The following is a 20,911-nucleotide window of genomic DNA, read 5'->3' as shown; positions in this document are numbered from 1 at the left end:
AGACGCCATGGCCGATGTGGCCGTGGTTTTCCACTGGGCGCCCGGCGACATGGACCGTCTGGGCGTCAAGGACTTGATGGACTGGCGCGAGCGGGCGCGGATCAGGAGTAGCAACAATGGCCAATGACCTGCGGCTGGAGGTGCTGTTAAGCGCCATCGACAAGGCCACCGCGCCGCTGCGGCAGATCAACCAGGGCAGCCTTGAGACGGCACGCGGTCTCAAGGCTGCCCGCGACCGCCTCAAAGAGCTGAACAGCCAGCAAAAGGACGTCAGCGCCTGGCGCAGCCAGTACAACGAAGCCAGACAAACGACCCAGGCACTGGATGCAGCCAGGGAGAAAGTGCGCACGATTGGTCAGCAGATGGCAGCCACAGGCCCGCCAACCAAGGGGCTTGCCCGCGATATGCGCAGCGCCGTGCGCGAGGCTCAGCGGCTCAAGGAGCAGCACCAGCAGCAGGCTGAGAAGCTCCAGCAGTTGCGCAGCAAGCTGCACGACGCGGGAATCAGCACTCGCAACCTGGGCACGCATGAGCGTGCGCTGCGCGAGCAGATCGCCTCAACCAACCAAACCATACGCACCCAGAGTCAGCGCATGGACGAGTTGGCCGCGCGGCATGCAAAGCTCGCGAAAGCCCGCGCCAGCCTTGAAAAGACCCAGGCGCTAGGCGCCAAGATGGCAGGAACCGGCGCCGCGGGCCTCGCCACTGGGTATGCGGCTGCCCAGCCGGTGAAGGCCGTGCTGGGGGCGTTCGCACCTAACGAGGATTCGGCGACGCAGTTGAAAGTATCCATGATGGATAACAGCGGCCAGGTTGCCGAGGACTTCAAGCGGATTACCGACCTCGCTACCAGCCTCGGCGATCGTCTGCCAGGCACAACAGCAGACTTCCAGAACATGATGACCATGCTGAGGCGCCAGGGCCTCAGCGCGCAGAGCATTCTTGGGGGGACCGGCGAAGCTGCGGCCTATCTTGGCGTGCAGCTCCAGATGCCCGTTGAGGAGGCTGCCGAGTTCGCGGCCAAGATGCAGGACGCAACGCGCACCACGGAAAAGGACATGATGGCGCTGATGGATACCATCCAGCGCGGGTTTTATGCCGGCGTCGATCCGACCAACATGCTCCAGGGTTTCAGCAAGATCTCCCCAGTAATGGATGTGATCAAGAAGACAGGCATTGAAGCGGCAAATGAGCTCGGCCCATTACTCGTCATGATGGATCAGGCGGGCATGGAAGGCGGCGCAGCAGGTAACGCCTATCGCAAAATCTTCCAGGCCGGCCTGGACAAGGATGGTGTTAAAGACGTCAACAAGATCATGGAGCTAGAGGGCAAGAAGATCCGCTTCAACTTCACTGATAGCGGAGGCAACTTTGCCGGGTTGGAAAACTTGTTTGCTCAGGTCGAGCAGCTGAAAGCCCTGAATGACGAGGATCGAACCTCAACTATCAAGGCGCTGTTTGGGGACGACTCGGAAACTATCACCGTCCTTAACACCATGATGAATAAGGGCCTGGGCGGGTACCGGGAGGTACAGCAGAAGCTCCAGGACCAGGCGGACTTGCGCACTCGGGTCAATGAGCAGCTCAGCACGCTGTCAAACGTTATGGAAGCGGCCGAGGGTAGCTTTACCAATGCCATGGCGGAGTTTGGGGCTGCCGTAGCCCCTGAACTTAAGGACTTGATCAACATGCTGGGCGAAGTCGCTGCCAATGTCGGTGCCTGGGCGCGTGAAAACCCTGCGCTTGCTGGCGGCTTGGTCAAAGTCGTCGCCGTAGTGGCCGTTCTCGCAGCCGGCTTCGGCGCGCTCGCGATCACAATGGCAAGTTTGCTCGGTCCCTTCGCGATCGTTCGCTATGCCATGACCTTGTTCGGCGTGAAAGGCGCTGGTCTGTTCTCGGTCGTCGGCAGACTCATCGGGATCTTGGGCGGCGGCCTTCTGACCGCTATCCGCGCGGTGAGCATTGCCCTGTGGGGGCTTGCGATGAACCCTGTAGCGCTCGCAATCGGGGCGGTGGTCGCAGTTCTGGCCGGTGCTGCATACCTCATCTACAAGAACTGGGACCAGGTGAAGGCCTACTTCATCAGCGCCTGGGCTGAGATCCGTGCTGGCTTCAGCTCGGGGATCGGCGGGATTCTCACGGTGCTGGCCAACTTCAGCCCGATCGGCCTGATCTATCAGGCATTCGCCGGGGTGCTGAACTACCTGGGCGTTGAGATGCCCACCCGTTTCACCGAGTTCGGCGGGATGATCGTTAGCGGCCTGGTCAACGGGTTGCTGTCAGGCATGGGCCAGATCAAAACCGCTGTGAGCTCCCTGGGTGATTCCACCATTGGATGGTTCAAGGAAAAGCTCGGGATACATAGCCCCTCGCGAGTGTTCGCCGAGCTGGGTGGGTTCACGACCGAGGGGCTTGCCCAAGGCCTGGACGACGGCGCCAAACAACCGCTCGATGCGGTCAAACGCCTGGGACAGCAACTGACTCAAGCCGGCGTGCCGCACCTAAAGACACTCCCCCAGTTCAATGGCGGGGGGCCAGGCTCCCCCGCCGGTCCTGGTACAGCGATCACCATGGACGACCGAGCCCCTATCAGCTCGGCGCCCGCCGCAAGTTACGACAGCCACGACACCTATGAAATCAACATCCACCCCACACCAGGTATGGACGCGCAGGCCATTGCCCGTGCCGTGCGCGCCGAATTGGGCCGTATCAACAGCGAGAAAGCTGCCCGACAGCGCAGTCGCCTGTCAGACCAGGAGTAACACACCATGATGCTCGCTTTGGGCATGTTCGTTTTCAGCCTGCACACCCTGGCCTATCAGGAAATGCAGCGACAGACCGAATGGCGGCATGCCGCCAATAACAGGGTTGGGGCTCAGCCAGCTCGGCAGTTCCTGGGGCGCGGGGAGGATGCCATTACCCTGCCCGGCGTGCTCCTACCCGAGCTGGCCGGGACCGTCGTCGGCCTGGATGCCCTTCGGCAAATGGCGGACACCGGTAAGGCCTGGCCGCTGGTCGAGGGTACCGGTCGGCTGCTTGGCCTGTGGGTGATCGAAAGCCTCAACGACAATCGAACGCTGTTCTTCCGGGACGGCGCTGCCCGCCGCATCGATTTCAGCATCAACCTCAAGCGGATCGATGACGGGCGCATCGATCTGCTGGGCTCAAGCATCAGCGGTGGCTTGAACATTCTGAGGGGGCTGCTGTGATCGAGGCCGTGCTATCCAAGGTCACCGGCTTCCTGCGAGACACACGCGACGGGCTGCAACGTGACGCAGCGTATCCGGTCCCTGCGTTCCGGCTTACCGTGGACGGCAACGATATCGCGCAGCTCATCAGTCCGCGCCTGATGAGCCTACAACTCACGGACAACCGGGGGCTGGAGGCCGATCAACTGAGTTTGACGCTCAGCGACCACGACGGCTTGCTCAGCATTCCCCCACGCGGCGCCATCGTTCGTTTGTGGCTTGGCTGGAGCGACACCGGCCTCGTCGACAAGGGCAGCTACATCGTCGACGAGACTGAGCACAGCGGGGCCCCAGACGTGCTCAACATCCGCGCCCGCTCGGCAGACCTGCGCAAGGGCCTCAAGATCAAGCGTGAGCGAAGCTGGAGCAAAACGACGCTGGGCAAAGTGCTGGAACAGATCGCCTCTGGCAATGGACTGGCAGCGACGGTCGCAGCCGCCTTGCATGACGTTGCGATCGAGCAGCTCGATCAGGCCAACGAGTCCGATGCCAACTTGCTGACCAGGCTTGGCGAGGACTTCGACGCGGTGGCCACCGTCAAGGCCGGTTGCTTGGTGTGTATGCCTGCCGGGGGCGGCAAATCCGCTAGCGGCCTGGCACTGCCGCATATCACCCTTACCCGCGCCGACGGGGATCAGCATCGATTCCTACAAGCTGACAGGGACAGCTATGACGGCGTGCGCGCCTACTTCTACGACGTCAACAGCGCCAAAAAGCAGGAAGCCATTGCCGGTGGTGGAGAGAACCTCAAGGATCTGCGCCACACCTACAGCGACCGCCAGTCGGCATTACGTGCCGCCAGGGCCGAAATGAACCGTCTGCAACGCGGGAGCGCCACGCTCAGCTACACCCTCGCCAAAGGCCGGCCAGACCTAATCCCTGAGCTGACCTACACGCTGATTGGGGTCAAGCAAGAGATCGATGAGATCATCTGGTACGGCGGGAACATCCAGCACAGCCTGACCGCTGATTCGGGCTATACGGTTAGCCTGGAGCTCGAAAGCAAGCTGCCAGAAGACACGGTCGACGGGCTGCTCGAGGACGGGGTACGGGGCAAGATCCAGTACACGGGCATCATTGCGTTTTATCGGGACAGCGCGACAGGGAAAGAGAAGTCAGTTACAGCAGGTGATCAGAAGAAGCCCAGGCGCCTGCGGCGCGTGTACGTCAGCGAGAAGAACGCACGACGAGCGGCAGAAAGAGAGTGGAAGCGCATGCAGCAAGGTGCTGATTAGCGGCGACAAAAAACCCGGCGTAAGGCCGGGTTCTTCTTATCGAGCTACGAGAAGCGCATCCAGGAACCGAATGATATCTTCCCGCCCCTGCTCATCGAGCCGCCTGAACATCTGCACAATCATCCGTTCGCGCTGACTGAGTTCACGAGGTTCGATTCTCTCGGGCTGGTTGGTCTGCACCTCTTTCATCACCGACATGTTTCATCCACTCCACACGTTCGGGTACCCGGTACCAACCTCGGTACCGACCAAAGCACCCTTGGAATGAGCGATTGTCAGCATGATTACGCGTGCCACCAGCCCGCGTATCTGAAAATCAAGTCAGGTTATGTGCCACACAGTGCCTGAGCACGGACAACAAAGTCGCTGTAGTCCATCTTGATCATCGGGGTCGCTGGATTAGGCTTGGTGATGTCTCGGCCATCTTTCCAGCCCTTATCTTTTGCCTGAGAGCGGGCAGACCCGCTTAGGGCATAGATCTGCCCATCAGCAGTTCTCGCCAGCGCTAACGGCGATGGCCCCTCACACATTAGTTCGAGTGACTCAACGGTAAATGGCCAAGACGCACCAGATTCCTCGCTGGATACCGTTAGCGTTCTCCTATCCTCCCCGCATCCCACTAATACAAGAAGGCCCGCGGCCAAAACCACTCCTGAAATCCCTTTAACCATTGCTCACTCCTGTTTGCTGCTGAACGCGCGTAGCAGCCGCTGCACCGCTCCTTTGTCCTCAGCTGGTAAAGCCCGGACGTGTTGCACCATTTCCAGCTCTTCCGCTGACAAGGTCTTTTCCCCAACGGGCAAACGCTCCCCAGTAACGACATACAAGACGTCTACACCAGCTGCGGCCGCGAGGTTGAGCAGTAACGAACCGGCCTCACGAGATCCACTCTCGTAGCTCGCCAGCGTTCGTTTAGAAACCCCGACGATACCAGCCAGCTGTTCTTGGTTGAGATTGAGACGCTTGCGTTCGGACTGGAGGCGCGCACCTATTTCTTCAGAAAGATGCACAAACGTTCCCTCTGCCTATTTACAAATGAACAATCGTGCATCATCCTTCGCATACCACTACACGAAATTGCACGATTACCAACTATGCACGCCACCTGTGTACCCGAGCAAGCCTGCAAAGCCGCCCGCGAACGCCTTGCCCAGCAAGGGGTTTCAATCCAGGAGTTTGCTTTGCGACACGACCTGCATCCCAGCACGGTCTACGCCGTCCTTTCCGGCCAGAAAAAGTGCCTGCGCGGTGAAGCGCATAGGGCCGCTGTTCTGCTCGGCATCAAATCAACCGAAGCCACAAGTTAGGTCGCCTGGCTCAAGGAGGAAACCAGAACATGAAACGCCCAGTTCTAGAAACCTTTCGCCAGGTAGTCACAGCGGTGGTATCCGCTCTGCCTGGTGGTCGTGAAACGGCCGCTGCTCGCCTCGGTTACGAGCTCAAGCAATTCGACAACCGTGTCTACGAGAACGCCGGTAGCCGCCCGCTGACCTGCGACCAGGTCCACATCCTGGAGAGCGATATCGGGACAACGTACCTGCCTGAGTTCATCGCCCAAATGTACGGCGGGATGTTCGTGCCATTGGTGAAAGCCGAAGACCTGGACAACGTCGAACTGTTCCAGCGTTCGGTGAAGACCGACGCTAAGCGCGGCGCGGTGGATCAGATCATCGCTAAAGCGCTAGAGGATGGGGTGATCGAGGAGGCGGAAGCGAAAGCCATCATGGCGGCTCACACCGCCTACATGGCCGCCCGCACTGCCGAGGTCAAAGCCACCATTCTGCTGTACACGACAGGGGACCAGGTTTGAGCACTTACAAACTCGTTTGCCCCCACTGCAACAGCCGTATGCGTATCCGCACCAGTGAAGGCACTCACATTTTCCTGCGCGTTGCCTACCTGCAATGCGTAAACGAGGGCTGCGGCTGGGCCGTACGTGCCGCGTTTGAAATGACCCACGAAATGAGCCCAAGCGGCATGCCGAACCCCACCGTTCGTTTGCCCATTGCCCCAGTGGCCATGCGCCGACAAGCGATGAAATCCGCTGCTGGTGACGATCATCCCGACCTGCTGGACCAGCTGGATATGGAGGCTGTAACCGCATGAACGCCCAAGCCCTGATCACCAACCCCGAAACCGACTACCGCTTAGCGATGCAGCAAGCGGCCGTCGCCTACCTGTTCCGCCGCAATGGTCAGCACCTGTCGGGTGATGACCAGGTGCTGGAGAACTGCCGTCGGTTCCTGGCGCAGTCGCTGGAAGTGCCCGAGCACCTGGTGCAGCGCATCGCTGAACTGGCCGTTGCTGAGTTTGAAAGCAAAACGACACGACGGCTCCAGCTCCTGGGCGTTTGTCCGAGCAGTGGCATTTTCAGGGCTCGGCTGATCCTGCTGGATACAGCCACCCAACAACGGTTCCCAGTCCCGGCGCGCTACTTGCCCCGGCGCCTACAGCAGCACCGCGACACTTCGAAGTAACCCCGAACTGACCCCTTCCCGATGCCCCGTTCTGCGTGGGTAAGGGGAAACTGCATTCCATTGGTGGCCGAAATGAGCAAGATCACCCTTCAATTTGAGCTGGATGTGCAGCAAGCCCAGCACTACCTGCAATGGCTCAGCAGCCAATACAACCTCACCATGGCGGATGTCTGGTATTCCGACCGGTACCGCAATGTGCCTTCGGGACAGCGCGGCCCAAAGGTGCTCGCTGACGTTCCACACCTGCTGGGCATCTGCCGTACGCGCAAAGCACTTGAGGAGCAACTCAGCCCCGTTGTGACGGAGCGTGTGCAGTGACTACGGCTCACCCGATGGAGCACAGGCTGCTCACAGAAGTCCAGGAGCGCTTGCAGCGTGATTACGGGCTCAAGCACATGCCCGGCACCAAGTTTATGCGTAAGGGCAAGTGCCCAGCGCACGGCTGCGGTCAGAAAACCCTTTACACCTTCCACGACGCCCCTTGGGTGCTGGTTTGCGGCCGCCCCGAAAAGTGCAACCACCGAGTACACGTCAAGGACCTTTACGACGACCTGTTCAACGACTGGAGCAAGCTCGCGCCGGCAACCGAGGAAAACCCAACCGCCACTGCGCGTGCATACCTGGAATTCAACCGAGGCTTTCACGAGGAGTTGATCAAAGGTTGGTACACGCAGGACACGTACTGGGACTCCAAGCTCGGGATCGGCAGCGCTACGGTCCGTTTCCCGCTCGACAAGGGCGGCTACTGGGAGCGCCTGATCGACAGGCCAAACCGCTTCGGCAAGATGAAGGCGCGCTTCCGCCCGACTGGCGAAGGCAAGACAGGCTACAGCGGCGTCTGGTGGTGCCCGCCCGGCCTTGACCTGCTCCAGGTCGACGAGCTGTGGATCGTTGAGGGGATCTTCGACGCGATCGCCCTGCTGCATAACGGCGTTCATGCCGTGTCGATGATGTCCAGCTCACCCCTTCCAGCCGAATCGCTGAAAGACCTGTTGCGCAAATGCCAGGAGGCTGACCAGCGCCCGCCCAAGCTGATCTGGGCGCTGGACAACGAGCCGGTGGCGAAGGCCAACACCCGTCGCTGGGCGAAGGAAGCGCGGGAAATGGGCTTCAAGTGCGAGGCCGCGTTGGTTGCACAGCCCGATAGCAAAAAGGTGGACTGGAACGACCTTCACCTGCGCTGGAAGTACCTCGACGACGACAAACGCGACGACCAGGTGCAGGCCGACCTTAAGCGTGCCCGCCATGAGGGTGCTCTGCTGCTGGCCGAGTCGCCGGAGGAAAAGGGCCTGCTCATGTACGACTGGCAGCCACGGAGCGAGTTTTCCTTCTCGTTTGCCAGCCGCCTCTACTGGTTCAAGTTCGACATGGCCCGGTTTGACAGGAAGATGCTCGAACTGGAAAACCCGAAAGACCAGGAAGACATCACGTTGACTGACCGCCAGAAGCGGGACAAGGCCTTGCGCGATTCGGCTTCTGTGGCCCGTATCGCCAACTGCTACTTCCAGGCGCTCTACAACATGCGCAACGAGCAGACGGACGAGGCCTGGTACTACTTCCGTATCGAGCGACCCGGCAAGCCGGTGACCAAGAGCACCTTCACCGCCGCCCAACTCGCTTCGGCCCCAGAGTTCACGAAACGACTGCTGAACGTGTCCAACGGCGGCTGGTACACGGGCAGTGCCGCCCAGTTGATCCGGCTGCTTGAGCCGCAGATGGATGATCTGAAACAGGTCAACACCATTGACTGGATCGGCTATTCCAAGGAACACAAAACCTATGTGTTCAACGACATCGCGATCTCGCAGGGCAACGTCTACAAGCTCAACGAGGAGGACTTCTTTGATGTCGGCCCACTGAGCATCAAATCCCAGAGCATGTCGCCGAACTTGGTCATCAACACCGACCTCAACGCCTACAACGAAGGCTGGTTCGAGACGTTCTGGAAGTGCTTCGGGGTTCGCGGCACCGTTGTCCTGGTCTGGTGGCTGGCTTGCCTGCACGCCGAGCAGATCCGTCAGTTGCAGAAGACGTTGTGCTTCCTGGAGCTGGTCGGCGAAGGCGGCTCGGGTAAATCCACCCTGATCGAGTTCCTGTGGAAACTCGTTGGCCGCATCGAGTACGAGGGCTTCGATCCCACCAAAGGTACCGCCGCTGGCCGCGCCCGCAACTTCTCACAGGTGGCCAATCTACCGGTGGTGCTGATCGAGTCCGAGCGTGAGCAGCAGGACGGCGCACCGGTCAAGCACTACGACTGGGACGAGATCAAGACAACCTACAACGGCCGCTCGGTGCGCTCAACCGGCGTCAAGAACAACGGCAACGAAACCCGCGAGCCGCCATTCCGTGCCGGCGTGATGATCGCCCAGAACAACGCGGTGACCGCCTCTAACCCGATCCTGACCCGCATCGCCCAGGTACTGCTGAACAGCGAACACCACACCCCAGAAACGAAGCTCTACGCCGAGGAACTGGAATGCATGCCCATGGAAAAGATCAGCGGGTTTCTCATCAAGGCGCTGCAAAAGGAGGAGGAAATCCTGCGCTTGCTGGAAGAGAAGACCAGGGGCTATGAGCAGGAGCTGCTGGCCATGCCAGAGATCCGCACCGTACGGATCGCGAAGAACCACGCGCAGCTGCGCAGCATTGCCGACGGCCTGGCCCTGGTCGTGCCTCTGGGGGAGGAACGCCGGGCGCTAGTACACAAAGAGCTGTGTCGGATGGCTGTACAGCGCCAAGAGACCATCAACGCAGATCACAAAGTCGTGCGCGAGTTCTGGGATCTGTACGACTTCCTGGACGGCGAAGACGACGGGCTCAACCACTCGCGCAACAAGGATTTGATTGCGGTGAACCTTAACGAGTTCGTGAAAAAAGCCGCAAACGAGCGGCAGCAGATGCCAGCCATGCTCAGCGAGCTGAAGCGCCTGCTCAAGACCAGCAAGTCGCCCAAGTTCATCGACGCCAACAAACCGATCAACTCCGGCCGGAAAGGCGACGACTTCATCGGCAAGACCGTTCGGTGCTGGGTTTTCCAGCCCTGACCTACTCGCCGGGCGCTGCAACGCCTGGCTCAACCCCAAGGAGAAACGACATGCAACTGCACATTTCCCGAGGAGCACCTCAAACCGGCAAGACCGTCCGCCTCCGGCAAACGGCCAAGAATGCAGGAATCAACGAGAAGAACATCTTGATCGGTACCAGCTATGTGGATCGGGAACTCGAAGCGAAGGTCCTGGTACTTGCCCTGCGCGGGCTCAAGGTTATCTGTATAGACGAATGTAGAGAGCAACAGCTCGCGTTTCTACGACGGGTTAAGAGCCGTATCTGCAACAGCGTCACTGTTCACGTCGTTGTCGCTAACTGATACGGGGCCCGTCATGAAATTCCAGGTGAAGCGCAACAAAGAAGGGGACCCGATCCCCCGGTGCTGGGTCTCCGACGCTGGGTACACAGTAGCCGAGTGCCGACTGCCTCACCCCCGATATCCGGTGACCCGCCCAGGCTCAGCGCTGCCGTTTGCGTACGCCGACAGTCGCGACCAGGTGGTCGAGATCATCACGAAAGACATACAAGCCGGCGCCACTGGCCAATAACCAGAACGCCGGGCAGCTGCAACTGCCCGGCGTACCCAAGGAGAAACGACATGCACCACTACTACAAATCCGAGGCCGCCGACGTGGTGGCCATTGTTCAGGAGTACTACCAGGCGAAAGACCTGCTGACTGAGCGCCTGGCCGACCTGGGCAAAATATTCGGGGGCGCCATCGCCCCAATGCGCGACATCACATCGCACTTCGCGGGTGGAGTGAAGCTCTCCGCCAGTCCTGAGCTGGATGTCCACTGGCGCCGCCCTGACGAGTATGGCTACCGCAGCCTTCGCCGCAAGGCGGTACCACCGAAGGGCATCACCAAGGAGCAGCGCGCTGCGATTCGGACCGAGCATGAGCGTCTGTGGGAGCTGTGGAAAGCACACTGCCCACCTCGCCTAGAAACCCATGAGTACTGGGACCGGCTAAACGTGAACACGGGGAACCTGCTGCTCTGCGGCGGCATCCTGTTCGAACACCAGGACGTCGCCTACTTTGCCCTCGGTTTCGAGATCAACAAAGCCGACCATGAAGAGAAGGTCGCAGCGGGCAAACCCACGTCCGGTTGGATCAATGGCGCCGTCGAGATCCTGCCCAGCGAGTGCGAGGCAGCACGCCTCGCGAAAACAGGTGGTGCGTCATGAGCAATCCAGATCTCGACAGCCTGAACATGGAACTGGCCTTCCAGGTCTGGGCCGAGGATCGAGGCTACGACCTCAAGACCGGCGCCGACGGCGCCTTCACAAACATCGAAACGCGCGCTGCTTGGCTTGGCTTCGAAGCTGCCCATGGCCCAGCCGGCTGCATGCCCAGCGGGCAGCAGCTGTATGCGCTGATCAAGAAGTGCAGCGAATACGCCCACCAGACCGATCAGATGTTCCCGGTAAGCGTGGGTCAGCCAACTCATGGTGACTACGCGGTGGTAGGCGGACCAGGCGGTGTGTACCGGTTGTGCGACATAGACCTCTTTGTCGTCACCAACGGCAAGAAAACCCAGCTCAAGTAAGCAGAAGGGAGGCGCCGAGGAGCTGCAACTCCCCGGCGCCGACCAACCCCAAGGAGAAACGACATGCAAGTAGAAACCCCCGAAGTCGGCGCCAAGAAGGCTACCACACCACGCTACGACACCATCGTCATTCGCGGTGCCCTGGGCAAGACGGTCCCAAGAGAGTTCGATGGAGGTGAAGTTGTCAGCTGGAGCCGAGGACATGACCTCGCTGCCATGGACGCACTCGAATCCTTCGTCACCGCTGTTGCAGACGGAGAGCTGGACGACCTAGAAGAGATCCAGACCGGCGCCGGCCGAGCGCTTGAACTGATGCGCCGTCGAAATGCCATCGGTTGGGATGCAGACACCAGGCAGGAGACTAAGCAATGACAGGGGTACGCCCACGCCTGGCCAGCCACGCCCTTGACCTGCCGAATCACTGCGACATCTGCAACAAGGCCCGCTCGCACGGTAACCATCAACGTTGCAGCAAGGTCCGTCAGGTACGGCAGTCGGCATATTGGGATGCCTACATGGCCAACGTCGAAGCCAAGAAAGCACAGCAGGGACGCCGATATGCTCGCTAACCAAACCGCATCCCTTGACCTGATTATCAGCGTAGAGCGAACAGCGCCCCATGGCTGACCGTGAGGGACCGACCAAGAATTTCAGGCCAGAGATTCTGGTCTCCAAACCACAGGGCCTGCGGCTATGATCCAGCAACACCCACCCAGCACGGTCCTGACGTTCCAGGATCTGCAACGGCTGACCGGATACACACGGCGCTCTGGTGTGGAGGCTGCCCTGCGAAAGCAGGGCATCCGTTGGTTCTGGGGCCGGCATGGCCCCTGGACCACACTCGACCTGGTCAACCAAGCCGGCGGGAAGTCGTCGGTTACCGAGAAATATGACAGCGAGATCCTATGAGGCGGTCCCGTAAACACAATCCGCACATCCCTGCCCACATTGACCAGGCCGCCATTCCGGCGGCCGTCTTTTTTGATCATCGATGGGAGGGCGTCTGGTACACCTCCTGGCGTGACGAGGGCGGCAACCGCAAGCGGATGAACATCGCCGGCCGTACCGCTACCCTCAGCGACCTGCACCGGATCATGGAGGAAAGGAAGGGTGTTGATCGTGAGAGCCTCAACCACCTGTGCAACGAGTTCCACGCCAGCGCTCAATGCAAGCGGCTAGCAAAGAAAACCCGCGACGATTACGAGTACTCTCGCGATGTACTACTGGCCATCCCGACGAAGCTACAGAAGCCACTCGGCGAACTGTCAGTACGCAAATTCACTTCGGCCCTGGTGCAACGCCTAGTCGATCGGATCGCCGACGAAGGAACTCCTTCGAAGGCGGCGCATGTCCTTCGATACTTGCGACGGGTCATGCAGTGGGGACGCAACCGCGGCTACCTGGAGATCAATGTCGCTTTGGGCATCGAAGCACCTGCCGAGCGCAAACAGCGCCGCCTGCCTAACCCAAAAGTCATGGGCGAGCTGATCGCTCGGGCTCATGCCATGGGGGAACTCACGCGAGGGCAACCGGGAGCATGCCCGACCTACCTGGGTTACGTGATGGAGCTGGCCTACCTGTGCCGTCTACGTGGCATTGAGGCCGTCACTCTCACTGATGCGAACGAGCTGGAGGACGGAGTCCAGACGAACAGGCGCAAAGGCAGTCGTGACAACGTGGTGCGCTGGACGCCCAGGCTCCGCGCTGCCTGGGAGGGGGCCAAGGCTTACAGACGCCGGGTATGGACGAACCAGGCCTACCCCATCCCGGCCTCTGCCGAGCGCCGTTTCATAATCGTGGCAGCCCACGGCGGAGCGTTGCAGAAAAGCAGCCTGGACAGCACTTGGCAACGTTTCATCACCAGGGCGATAAAGGAAGGCATCATCACCGAGGACCAGCGTTTTGCGCTGCACGACCTCAAGCGGCGCGGCATCACCGATACACCTGGCGACCGCAAGCAGAAGCAGGACGCCAGCGGCCACCGCGACGAAGCCATGCTTGATATCTACGACTTCAGCCTCCCACGCGTATTCCCGTCTGCGGAATGATGGTCGCGAATTGCAGCACGCTGGCCGTCGCACCCGACTTTGTTGTACATGCCGCACCGGGTGCGACGTCTGACTAGCCTTCAAGTAATACTGGCGGCATGATGGCGAGCAAATCTGCATGAGGCCATCAAATGATTTGCACGGAATGCGTTAATCTGATTCCCCTTAAAAAGCTCATCACCACACAAGGGGCGTTCGGGCACTGCGATTATTGCAGAAAGCCCGGAATGTGCTTGCTAGACATCGTAGTATTTGAATATCTCGGGGAGAGAATAAAGGAGTCTTATCGCGTATTCGAAGAGCTGAGCGAATTAGAAAGAGGAATGTTTTTCCATGGCTCAGATAAAGTACCCATGGTTGAATATTGGCAAATACTTCAAGATGACTTTGAGATCGGGGTCGATGAATTCACGGAGAACGCTATTAAGCACCTTGAAGATGAATTGGCCAATGACGAGCATGGAAATGCGCAGCTCTGGGCCTTGGATGACGGCAGCTTAGAGAACAACACCTATGAGGAGGAATGGAAAAAATTTGTATCGGACATCAACCATGGGTATAGATACTTTAATGATGGCGCAAGAGAATTTCTGGACTCATTATTCAAATTCACCTGCGAGAACGGGAAGCTAAAAAAAGAGCTCATCACGACTCTTGATGAAAGCAACCCACTTTATAGAGCTCGCAAGACATCAGGTTTTGATAGTTGGAAATCGTTTGAGGACGCTCCCTGGACAGCGCTAGGTCCAGCGCCTGCTGCTAAGGCCGGCGACCAGCGAATGACACCGTCCGGCATTTCAGCTATGTACTGTGCATTGGACCGTGAGACTTGCCTTAGCGAGATCAGGTCCATTACTGGAGACACGGTAATTAGCGGTGCCTTTAAGCCTGTAACGTCTGTGTCACTACTCAATCTACGCAAGCTTGAAGAGATGGCGAGTTTTGAGGAACATCCGTTCGACATCGGATATGCACGTGCTTCCCACGCCTATGAGTTCCTGAAGCGTCTGATATTCAAGCTGTCTAAACCAAGGAGCAGCTCTGACACTTTAGGATACCTTTCAACGCAGGTCGTATTCGAGTATCTCCGAATTAAGTTTAAAGACCAGGTATCTGGTATCATTTTTCCTTCGGTGCAAACTGGTTTGAAAGGCACAAACGCCGTAATTTTCCCAGAAAGCGCTGTGACCGCGCCTCATGATTACGAAACACCCATGGGGGCCCCTACTAGGCACGACCCTTTTTTTGCCAAACCAATTCCACTTTTAAAATTCAGCAAAGGGTCGCTGGTCGTACACAAAATTGAGGCAGTTATAACAGAGTCAAAAGACTATAACGATCTTCTTGACTATGTTGTCGATAATTTATGAGAGATACCACTCATCAGTGGAATAGCGTCGATCCCGAGGGGTAGTCAGCCTTCTACTAAGACAGCGCCTGCGGTCCAGCCCCAACGGATTCCCACGTACCAGCACGGCCAGAGGCTGCATGATTTCTGGCTTTCATCAAACCCACCACGTACCAGGAGCTACGCTAACCCATTGATTAATAAGCTGTGAGCAGGGTCCTTGTAATCAGTAGGTCCCGGGTTCGATTCCTGGTGCCGGCACCATATTTATCAAGGTGTTACGTGCGTTTCTTCATGTCGTTTCGGCGATGCGCGTAACAACCGACGTAACAAGAGGCGTGCGTATACGCAGATCTGCGTGTCACCCTCGACCAGCCTCCCCCTAGGGGCGACCGCCGTTTGATGTTGACCCATCGGAAAAAGGTTAGGTCGGTTAGGTTTTTGGCGAACAGGCTGCATCCCCCTTCCTTTCTGGCTTCCAGAAGACCGCTAAAGGTTAGGTTTTGGTTAAGTAATAGTAATTTCCTTACCTTTACCTATAGTCAGTTTCCAAAAAATAAAACCCTTTAAAATCAGGCACTTGAGAATCCCTAACCTCAAACCTAACCATTCCTAACCATCAAAAGTTAGCCACCAACCCCAGCAAATCCGGGCACCTCAGCCCCCACCAAGCCCTCACAACGAAAACTTACCTTTTTCCCACGGCTCCCCCCAGAACGAGACGGTACGACTCCCCCTTCGCCACCAGAAACACCCCCGGCGCAGGGATTCGCAGAATTCCCATCCACCTCATAACCTGCCAAAGCCCAGATACTGGGCGGCTTGTCCGTGGCTGCAGGGGCGCGGAATTTCCCACACGTTTAGACCGCGGGCGTGGCGGGGGGACGAGGGCGCGCGCCGGGCTCAGAGACAGCCGGGCGAGCCTCGCGTATTACCCGTCAGCGACTACACTGCGCTCACCTAGTGTCAACAGGCTCAAAATCGCTTATACTGTATGAACGTACAGTGGCCAATTTGGTTGAATGATGTAAAACGTTGTGATAACGGTGTAGTAATAGTTGTCATAACCGCTATAATCTCGCGCCGTCCATCATGGCCACGGCTCAGACGAGATAGCAGATACAGGAGGGCTAAATGATTGTTTCTACGCAGAAAGCGGTTGAATTTGCGAAGCAGGCACTGCAGCTCGCCTGGGATGGCAATCTCCCTGTCAAGCCTGAGGTGATTGCCCAGGCACTAGTCGTCTATAAAAAGAACGACGCAACTGGCGCGGTAGAGAACGTGCCTATTCGGGTTCGACGGCAGAACTCTTTTTCGCTCGGCACCGCCAGCGGACAGGCATCGCTCGAGAACACCGGCGAGGGCTGGGCGTATTTTTGCGACTACAACGGCGACGAGATCAGTTACCGGAACCGTTTCACGGTCGCGCATGAACTGGGGCACGTGTTGCTTCGCCATGTGCACGAAGACAAGAACCGGTTACGTGACACCACGTTTGGCAACTCCGACCCGGTAGAGCGAGCGGCCAACACTTTTGCAGCTGAGCTGATCATGCCTGAGCAAAAGGTCCGTGAGATGTTCATCGGCTCGCCCACTGTTCAGCAGTTGGCAGAAGCTTTCGGCGTGTCCAACGCCGCAATGTCCTACAGATTGCAGAATCTCGGCCTTGTTCGATGAGCGACAGCACTGACGAAAGCGCAGGATTCGGTGCGAGCGACTTGGGGGGGCCGAGACATGCGTCTCCAAGTCAGGCCTCCACTCCCGATGCGGGGCTGACAAACGAATCTATCAAGCGAATGGCATGGAGCCGTTGGTTCGCCTTTGGTGCGCTTTTCGTTATGTCCGCTTCTGCTATCGGATGCTTGGGATTCGCTATGTACGTCGGGTGTCATTTTCTCGGGGCGTACGACAAACATCAGGAATTCATGGCCAGGAACCCTGAGCAGGTTGTCGCCGTTGCAAAGCAGCCTGTATCGAACTCTCCTGCCAAGAATGCAAAGCCGTCCAAAGCGGCTCCGAGCTCCCCAGTTGAGACTCCGGTCAAACCTGAAATTCCTAATAACGAAAAGCTGTATTTCACCATGCTAGCGCCGCTTATCCCGGCCTCGTTCTCTTCTGCTCTAGCCATCATCCTGTTCATCACCATTGCGCGCTTCGTTACGAACTTCGTACGAATCGGGAAGGAAAGCACTGAGAAGGAGACCCCTGAGGATTACGGGGCCATCGCTGTGCTAGTTCAGGAAATCGGCAAGCTTATAAAGACGATGCGCGGCAAGTGATCGCTCCCCCCCTTATGTCCCTGTGGGCACATAAGTAGGGACGAGGACGTACGCCGGGTCCAATATGGCAGGAAACCGATGACGCTGATGGCAATATGCCGTAGCTTTTCGGTAGCGGTGCCGGCCAGCGTCGGCACCAAGCCAGCTCACTTGCATGGAGGCCCTATGGCCGAGTTCGATTGGAAGAAGTTTCAGTTCATCACCGAGGTTCAAACTGCGTTGATGGCGAATGCGATCAACGTGTCCCGACATGATGAAGAGGGTAAGGAGAGGCACCACTATTCAGGTACCGGCCTGCTCATCCATATGGACGATGCGTTCTATGCAGCCGAACGAATTCCCAAGGACCTGAGCGCCCATGAAGCCGCCTGCCAGTTTTACGGTGGGTGCAAAGGCGAAGACTGGCCACGCTGGGCGATGCGCTACTGAATGTGCGCGCTCGGGTTCCGGTGACGCAAAAAAGCCGCCTTCGAGGGCGGCTTTTTTGTCTTCGATGTCTGATGCAGTTATGGTTCCGGTGCGGCCTGCCCCACGACATAGCATGGGATCGTGATGTCCAACTTATGCGGACTACTCACCGCCACCACTGCCACCAGTACCCAACCTTGTGAAAGCAAACGGTTTACGTCTTGCAGGCTGTATACATCTTTGACTTGCTGAATGTTTTGTTGCTGCATCGCCGCACCCTCTTGGGGATGGAAACTACAGCCTAGCAGCCGCTTAGCCTACGTTGCCCGGCGGTACCTCATAGGGGTAAAAGCGGATCACTTCTTCGCCCAGCCAATCATTGATCTGCAGCAGCCTACCGCTTGTAGACCCTTCCGACACACCGAAGCCACCTCGTCCCCTCGACTAATAGTTCCTCATACCCACTTAAACGTAGCTTTCCGGGCGCCCGCCTATAACAGGAAATCGAGCCAATTCTCTGATTCGATTTGTTGCGAGCGGGAGTCTTTGCAGGATTGCTGTTACCGCGCAGGCTGTAAGGAGTATGATCACCACCGTATTATGTTCGTCTTCAAATGCAAATCCGGAGCTAAAAATGGACGTTGAAAACTTTGCTTTATGCCTACAGTATGTTCAGTCCACTCACCCCGGATTTACCTTAGATAAGCTAATACCTGTAGGCGCAGCCTTCGGTGGTGCAATTATAGGTTTTGGACTCAATCATTTCAGCTCGACCAAAAAAGAGAATAAGGCGAGCCAAAATAAGAAAATGTGCTGTGAAGAGGACATTGCTAAAATCAAGAGACAAACAACTACGGTTGCTTCAGAGGTGTGCAACCTCTGCAAAATCCTACTTGAAGGGCGCAGACCGAATCACCACCGAGTCCCCAATCACGTTAGCTCTCTGTGCTTAGACGAGTATTTTATTGATGTCGCCCATAAGTTCAACAAGGATCAGCGAGAGGCGATTCAGATGCTCTTAGCCAGCCTGAAAATTCTGAACAGCAGGCTGCCCGAGCTTACAAATGGAGGCCACGCCTCAGACTATTCCTACTCGACTCTCCTGCTAAACTTGTCTCTAGGCGCGCTGGAAGTTTGGGGACACTGTGAAGACTTTCAACGCGGCACCATCACTCATTATTCAGAGGAGGAAGTCTATAAATGGCTTGGTCTGACTGATGAGCAAATCACATCGCTAAATTCCTTGCAGGCTAATGCGAAAGCAGATAACACAGAACTACATTTACGCCATCATTGAAAACACCCAAGGTTGGCCCCGTACATGGATGGGGCCGCATGCTCAGCCTACCTCTGCAAGCTTGAAAAATGTGGCTATAAGAATTCCCCTCGGATGATCCCATCCACCATTCCTTCGCGTAACAATCGCTCAGAATCCCTTGAGAAATGCGGCTTTACGGGCGCCTGTGCGTAACAGAAAGTCGACGTAAGTCATTGATTTTCTTGTTGTGTGCAGATGCCTTGTAATCAGTAGGTCCTGGGTTCGATTCCTGGTGCCGGCACCATACACAACATCAAAGGCTCACCTTCGGGTGGGCCTTTTTTGTTTTCCGCTGCCCCGCACTTCAAACAACTCACTCGAGCACACGCTCAGCCGCCTAACGATAAACCTGCTCCCGAACACGTTTATCCACAGCGACCCAAGGCGAAAATCCGCTGCATGAGCAAGCGTGGCTAAAGGCTCGCCGACGGAGCGCTATGCCATTCACGGCCCAAACATTCTCACAAAGCGCCACCTACAGATGACCACAAATCATCTACCCCCTGAACATCAATCCTTTGTCACCCCTGCGCCCTGTGCCTTCTAATGCAGAACAGGTTTCATACAGACCAAGCACAGGGACCCCGTCATGATTCTGGGAAGCACGCTCGAACAGTGGTATGCCCGTTTTCCGTTGATCCGCGATCTGGTCGCGCTGCAACAGACCACCTGGTTCAACCCCGGCGTAGCGCCGACCGCGCAAGCCCTGGCCGACGTAGGGCTGACTGCGGCAGATGTGGCCGATGCCAGCGCGAGGCTGACGCGGTTCGCATCCTACTTACAGCGCGTCTTCCCAGAAACCCAAAGCAGCGGCGGCATCATCGAGTCCGACATTATGCCGCTGACTCGGCTGCAGCCATTGCTAGGCGAGCGCTACAAGCAGACCTTGACCGGTGCGCTATGGCTCAAGCGCGACAGTCATCTGCCTATTTCAGGCTCGATCAAGGCGCGCGGCGGCATCTATGAGGTGCTCAAGCATGCCGAAGACTTGGCCCTGGCCGCCAAGCTGATCACGCTCGATGACGACTACGCGCTGCTCGACAGCGAGCGGGCGCGAGCGTTCTTTGGCCAGTACACGATTGCCGTCGGCTCGACCGGCAACCTGGGGATGTCGATCGGCATCATGGGCGCCGCGCTGGGATTCCAGGTGACCGTGCACATGTCGGCAGATGCCAGGCAGTGGAAGAAGGACACGCTGCGCGCGCACGGGGTGACGGTGGTGGAGTACGCCAGCGACTACAGCGTGGCGGTTGCCCAAGGGCGCCAGCAAGCCGAGGCCGACCCTGGCTGCCACTTTGTCGACGATGAAAACTCGGTCAACCTGTTCCTCGGCTACTCGGTGGCCGCCGAGCGCCTGAAACTGCAATTGGCGGCGGCGAACATTCGCGTCGATGCACAACACCCGCTGTTCGTTTATCTGCCTTGCGGCGTTGGTGGCGCACCAGGGGGCGTGGCCTTTGGCTTGAAGCTGGCGTTTGGCGATGCGGTGCATTGCCTCTTCGCAGAGCCGACCCATTCGCCCTGCATGCTACTGGGCGTATACACCGGGCTGCATGACCAGGTGAGTGTGCAGGACTTCGGCATCGACAATGTGACTGCCGCTGATGGCCTGGCGGTGGGCCGCGCTTCGGGGTTCGTCGGCAAGGCCATGCAGCGTTTGCTCGATGGTTTCTACACGGTCAGCGACGAGGAAATGTACAGTTTGCTGGCGCTGATGGAGCGCAGCGAGGGTCTACGTCTTGAGCCTTCGGCACTGGCCGGCGTGCCGGGTATTGCCAGAGTCCTTGCTGAGCAGCAGGGTTACCGGGTGCGCCTGGGGCTGGATCGCCAAGCCATGGCCAACGCCACCCACCTGGTGTGGGCAACCGGGGGCGACAGGGTGCCTGACGATGAAATGCAGGCGTATCTGGCCAAGGGCCGTGAACTGCTGGCCCAACCACAAGCTTGAGGGAAA

26 protein-coding genes are annotated in these 20,911 nt (G+C 58.0%); 23 read left to right on the top strand and 3 right to left on the bottom strand.

Going from position 1 to position 20,911, the window contains the following annotated elements; translation table 11 throughout:
- Positions 1-7: 7 nt before the first annotated feature.
- The 4 genes from AAZU54_RS06400 to AAZU54_RS06385 are packed head-to-tail and all read left to right on the top strand — an operon-like array spanning position 8 to position 4,483.
- Entirely contained in the window at positions 8-127 is a 120-nt protein-coding gene (locus AAZU54_RS06400; RefSeq protein ID WP_434726856.1) for a GpE family phage tail protein, read from the top strand.
- Positions 117-2,762, top strand: coding sequence for a phage tail tape measure protein (locus AAZU54_RS06395; RefSeq protein WP_434726855.1), 2,646 nt, complete (start codon positions 117-119; stop codon positions 2,760-2,762). The genes AAZU54_RS06400 and AAZU54_RS06395 overlap by 11 nt, the downstream gene beginning before the upstream one ends.
- 6 nt (positions 2,763-2,768) lie before the next feature.
- A complete protein-coding gene (locus tag AAZU54_RS06390; RefSeq protein WP_434726854.1) occupies positions 2,769-3,209 on the top strand; it encodes a phage tail protein in 441 nt (146 codons plus the stop codon).
- A complete protein-coding gene (locus AAZU54_RS06385; RefSeq protein WP_434726853.1) occupies positions 3,206-4,483 on the top strand; it encodes a phage late control D family protein in 1,278 nt (425 codons plus the stop codon). The genes AAZU54_RS06390 and AAZU54_RS06385 overlap by 4 nt, the downstream gene beginning before the upstream one ends.
- A 36-nt stretch (positions 4,484-4,519) precedes the next feature.
- Here the strand turns inward: AAZU54_RS06385 and AAZU54_RS06380 are convergent, their stop codons facing one another.
- From AAZU54_RS06380 to AAZU54_RS06370, 3 genes are all read right to left on the bottom strand, one after another.
- Positions 4,520-4,681 carry a hypothetical protein gene (locus AAZU54_RS06380; RefSeq protein WP_434726852.1) on the bottom strand — a complete coding sequence of 54 codons (162 nt, stop codon included), beginning with the start codon at positions 4,679-4,681 and terminating at the stop codon, positions 4,520-4,522.
- A gap of 128 nt (positions 4,682-4,809) precedes the next feature.
- Complete coding sequence (locus AAZU54_RS06375) at positions 4,810-5,154, bottom strand: DUF2511 domain-containing protein (protein WP_434726851.1); 345 nt, start codon at positions 5,152-5,154, stop codon at positions 4,810-4,812.
- 3 nt (positions 5,155-5,157) lie between these two features.
- Positions 5,158-5,493: a helix-turn-helix domain-containing protein gene (locus AAZU54_RS06370; protein WP_434726850.1), complete on the bottom strand. Its 336-nt coding sequence runs from the start codon at positions 5,491-5,493 to the stop codon at positions 5,158-5,160.
- 84 nt (positions 5,494-5,577) lie between these two features.
- Between AAZU54_RS06370 and AAZU54_RS06365 the strand changes: the two genes are divergently transcribed.
- The 19 genes from AAZU54_RS06365 (at position 5,578) to dsdA (ending at position 20,905) form a co-directional block, all read left to right on the top strand.
- On the top strand, positions 5,578-5,790 hold the full coding sequence (locus tag AAZU54_RS06365; protein WP_434726849.1) for a DNA-binding protein: 213 nt from the start codon (positions 5,578-5,580) through the stop codon (positions 5,788-5,790).
- 29 nt (positions 5,791-5,819) lie between these two features.
- Positions 5,820-6,293 (top strand): YmfL family putative regulatory protein, encoded by a 474-nt coding sequence (locus AAZU54_RS06360; protein WP_434726848.1) that lies wholly within the window; start codon positions 5,820-5,822, stop codon positions 6,291-6,293.
- Positions 6,290-6,589 (top strand): ogr/Delta-like zinc finger family protein, encoded by a 300-nt coding sequence (locus AAZU54_RS06355; RefSeq protein WP_434726847.1) that lies wholly within the window; start codon positions 6,290-6,292, stop codon positions 6,587-6,589. The genes AAZU54_RS06360 and AAZU54_RS06355 overlap by 4 nt, the downstream gene beginning before the upstream one ends.
- Positions 6,586-6,960, top strand: a complete 375-nt coding sequence (locus tag AAZU54_RS06350; protein WP_434726846.1) for a hypothetical protein — start codon at positions 6,586-6,588, stop codon at positions 6,958-6,960. Before AAZU54_RS06355 ends, AAZU54_RS06350 begins: the two co-directional genes overlap by 4 nt.
- Before the next feature lie 72 nt (positions 6,961-7,032).
- Positions 7,033-7,278, top strand: coding sequence for a hypothetical protein (locus AAZU54_RS06345; RefSeq protein WP_434726845.1), 246 nt, complete (start codon positions 7,033-7,035; stop codon positions 7,276-7,278).
- Positions 7,279-7,292: 14 nt separating this feature from the next.
- Positions 7,293-10,004, top strand: coding sequence for a toprim domain-containing protein (locus AAZU54_RS06340; protein ID WP_434726896.1), 2,712 nt, complete (start codon positions 7,293-7,295; stop codon positions 10,002-10,004).
- A gap of 50 nt (positions 10,005-10,054) precedes the next feature.
- Positions 10,055-10,327, top strand: a complete 273-nt coding sequence (locus AAZU54_RS06335; protein ID WP_434726844.1) for a hypothetical protein — start codon at positions 10,055-10,057, stop codon at positions 10,325-10,327.
- 279 nt (positions 10,328-10,606) lie between these two features.
- Positions 10,607-11,194, top strand: coding sequence for a hypothetical protein (locus AAZU54_RS06330; protein ID WP_434726843.1), 588 nt, complete (start codon positions 10,607-10,609; stop codon positions 11,192-11,194).
- Positions 11,191-11,556, top strand: coding sequence for a hypothetical protein (locus tag AAZU54_RS06325; RefSeq protein WP_434726842.1), 366 nt, complete (start codon positions 11,191-11,193; stop codon positions 11,554-11,556). The genes AAZU54_RS06330 and AAZU54_RS06325 overlap by 4 nt, the downstream gene beginning before the upstream one ends.
- Positions 11,557-11,619: 63 nt before the next feature.
- A complete protein-coding gene (locus AAZU54_RS06320; RefSeq protein WP_434726841.1) occupies positions 11,620-11,928 on the top strand; it encodes a hypothetical protein in 309 nt (102 codons plus the stop codon).
- The gene (locus tag AAZU54_RS06315; RefSeq protein ID WP_434726840.1) at positions 11,925-12,125 is read left to right on the top strand and encodes a hypothetical protein; all 201 of its coding nucleotides are present in this window, start codon (positions 11,925-11,927) and stop codon (positions 12,123-12,125) included. The genes AAZU54_RS06320 and AAZU54_RS06315 overlap by 4 nt, the downstream gene beginning before the upstream one ends.
- A gap of 124 nt (positions 12,126-12,249) precedes the next feature.
- The gene (locus tag AAZU54_RS06310; RefSeq protein WP_434726839.1) at positions 12,250-12,465 is read left to right on the top strand and encodes a DUF4224 domain-containing protein; all 216 of its coding nucleotides are present in this window, start codon (positions 12,250-12,252) and stop codon (positions 12,463-12,465) included.
- Positions 12,462-13,604, top strand: coding sequence for a site-specific integrase (locus AAZU54_RS06305; protein ID WP_434726838.1), 1,143 nt, complete (start codon positions 12,462-12,464; stop codon positions 13,602-13,604). Before AAZU54_RS06310 ends, AAZU54_RS06305 begins: the two co-directional genes overlap by 4 nt.
- Positions 13,605-13,837: 233 nt before the next feature.
- Positions 13,838-14,974 carry an RES family NAD+ phosphorylase gene (locus AAZU54_RS06300; protein ID WP_434726837.1) on the top strand — a complete coding sequence of 379 codons (1,137 nt, stop codon included), beginning with the start codon at positions 13,838-13,840 and terminating at the stop codon, positions 14,972-14,974.
- 1,112 nt (positions 14,975-16,086) lie between these two features.
- Positions 16,087-16,629, top strand: a complete 543-nt coding sequence (locus AAZU54_RS06295; protein WP_410045236.1) for an ImmA/IrrE family metallo-endopeptidase — start codon at positions 16,087-16,089, stop codon at positions 16,627-16,629.
- On the top strand, positions 16,626-17,231 hold the full coding sequence (locus tag AAZU54_RS06290; RefSeq protein WP_434726836.1) for a hypothetical protein: 606 nt from the start codon (positions 16,626-16,628) through the stop codon (positions 17,229-17,231). The genes AAZU54_RS06295 and AAZU54_RS06290 overlap by 4 nt, the downstream gene beginning before the upstream one ends.
- A gap of 165 nt (positions 17,232-17,396) precedes the next feature.
- Entirely contained in the window at positions 17,397-17,660 is a 264-nt protein-coding gene (locus AAZU54_RS06285) for a hypothetical protein (RefSeq protein WP_212623612.1), read from the top strand.
- 562 nt (positions 17,661-18,222) lie between these two features.
- Positions 18,223-18,936, top strand: coding sequence for a hypothetical protein (locus tag AAZU54_RS06280; RefSeq protein ID WP_434726835.1), 714 nt, complete (start codon positions 18,223-18,225; stop codon positions 18,934-18,936).
- Between the two features lie 610 nt (positions 18,937-19,546).
- Positions 19,547-20,905, top strand: coding sequence for a D-serine ammonia-lyase (gene dsdA, locus AAZU54_RS06275; RefSeq protein WP_434726834.1), 1,359 nt, complete (start codon positions 19,547-19,549; stop codon positions 20,903-20,905).
- Positions 20,906-20,911 lie beyond the last annotated feature (6 nt).

The organism is Pseudomonas sp. Je.1.5.c, from assembly GCF_051129895.1.
In the GTDB taxonomy this organism is placed as follows: domain Bacteria; phylum Pseudomonadota; class Gammaproteobacteria; order Pseudomonadales; family Pseudomonadaceae; genus Aquipseudomonas; species Aquipseudomonas urmiensis.
This window is presented reverse-complemented; position numbering and strand designations above follow the sequence as displayed.